Here is a 1,847-nt window from a genome sequence, read left to right as displayed (position 1 = left end):
TATCCTGTCCATCAACAAAACTAACATTGAGATTCAAAAAGGGAATTTCTCCGCCTGGTGGGAGAACAAAAGAAGACAAGATCAGTTCGAACTCGCCAGTAATGAGAAACTAATGAAGGATATCAAGCGTTTATCCGACTCAGCCAAACGAACGGGTGGATGGTCGCATGAAGTGGAGAAGAGCAAGAATGGCACCAGAAATTCCGGTTCCAAAGTAGATAAAGGATATATCGGACACAAGGCTGCCAAGATGATGAAACGTTCCAAAAACATTGAACAGAGACAGCAATCTGCCATCCATGAAAAGTCCAAACTACTCAAAAATCTGGAAAACGCAGAACGTTTACAGATTCATCAGCTCGATTTTCACAAAAATGAACTAGTCGAATTAGAGAATGTAACAATCGCATACGGCTCTAATCCGGTGTGTACCGATGTCAGCTTTACGATTGAAAAAGGAGATCGCATTGCCCTTTACGGTAAAAATGGATCGGGCAAATCAAGCCTGCTTAAATTAATCTGCGGTGAGGACATTCCGTTCACAGGTCTTTGTCGCAAAGACCCTCAGGTGAAAATCTCCTATGTATCACAGGATACATCTAATCTAAGCGGGAATTTATCTGATTATGCATTTAGCCAGGGAATTGATGAAAGTCTGTTTAAATCCATTCTAAGAAAACTCAATTTTTCCAGACTGCAATTGGAGAAGGATATTTCAAGCTTTAGCGCCGGTCAGAAAAAGAAAGTGCTCATTGCCAAAAGTTTAAGTGAGCAAGCTCACCTGCACATTTGGGATGAACCACTCAATTTCGTGGATGTTATATCACGTATGCAAATAGAAGATCTGCTACTAGAGTTTGCACCAACGCTTCTCTTTGTAGAGCATGACAGTGAGTTCTACGCCAATATTGCAACGAAAGTGATTGATCATAGCCCAGGGGAGTTAATATGCAGAGCCGCCATTTGGCGGCTTTTTAGTTTTATATTTCTAAGAATGATACTGACACACAATATATGATTTTGTTATCACTATTCCAATTGTTCCTCCTCTTCATCTTCAACTAATTTGGTGAAAAAATCAAAAAATGTTTTCCATGTATCTGGTGGTGAAATGAAAGACATTGTAACTATTCTTTCGACATCCGTTGCATCACACCATATAATGGATGGATTATTTTGGGTATCCATAATAATAATACTGTTTGGTGGCTCAGCTAACACAACAAAATTTGATGGTAATTTAATTGCGTTTCTAAGCCTAAGTGTTTCATCTACAATGTTAGGTGCAATATCTTTATATGCAAACGCAAAACAACTTATTCCACCCAATAAATCACCACTGTAAAATTTCGCTATATCTCGAAAATCATCGGGAAGTTTTAACTGAAGAATTTCCTCGATTTTTTTTAAAACATTCTCGTCGATTCCATCTTCAGGACACAACTGAATATATCTCTCATGTATTTCCTCTATACTTGACATAGATAAAACCTCCTTGAAATTAGGTATAGTGCAAATGCTGTATTGGCAGACTGCCCGCGGGTTCGGTTGGGGATGTCCCGCAACGTGTTGTTGGATTTAGACCTATGTATTTTTTCGAGTAAAAGTTAAAAAAATAGCGGAGAAATTGAGAAGACTGGGGGAAATGTGCGTTTGGATACGCTGCATTTCCCCCAGTCTTTGGGTGTTAATGGACAGTTATTTAAGACAATGGGCAGGAATTTTTATTTAGTTAAACCAACTGTAGAAAAATAAAAATAACTGTCCCAAAAACCCCCCTCTCTCCAACTCCTCCAATGCCTTACCCCACAAGGCTTCACCGCCATTTCCGAGATAAAAATAACTGT

The 1,847-nt window shown here is 39.0% G+C and carries 2 protein-coding genes; one reads left to right on the top strand and one right to left on the bottom strand.

Features of this window, described 5'->3' with window-relative positions; genetic code table 11:
- The coding region (locus tag ASD24_RS31185; RefSeq protein ID WP_327205262.1) for an ATP-binding cassette domain-containing protein at window positions 1-1,018 on the top strand (1,018 nt) is incomplete at its 5' end.
- Between the two features lie 11 nt (window positions 1,019-1,029).
- Here ASD24_RS31185 and ASD24_RS26230 read toward each other — a convergent pair.
- The gene (locus ASD24_RS26230; RefSeq protein ID WP_156395561.1) at window positions 1,030-1,482 is read right to left on the bottom strand and encodes an SMI1/KNR4 family protein; all 453 of its coding nucleotides are present in this window, start codon (window positions 1,480-1,482) and stop codon (window positions 1,030-1,032) included.
- Window positions 1,483-1,847 lie beyond the last annotated feature (365 nt).

Origin of the sequence: Paenibacillus sp. Root52, from assembly GCF_001426865.1 — a bacterium.
GTDB lineage: Bacteria > Bacillota > Bacilli > Paenibacillales > Paenibacillaceae > Paenibacillus.
The sequence above is the reverse complement of the archived record's forward strand: the minus strand, read 5'-3'. Positions and strand labels throughout refer to the sequence as shown.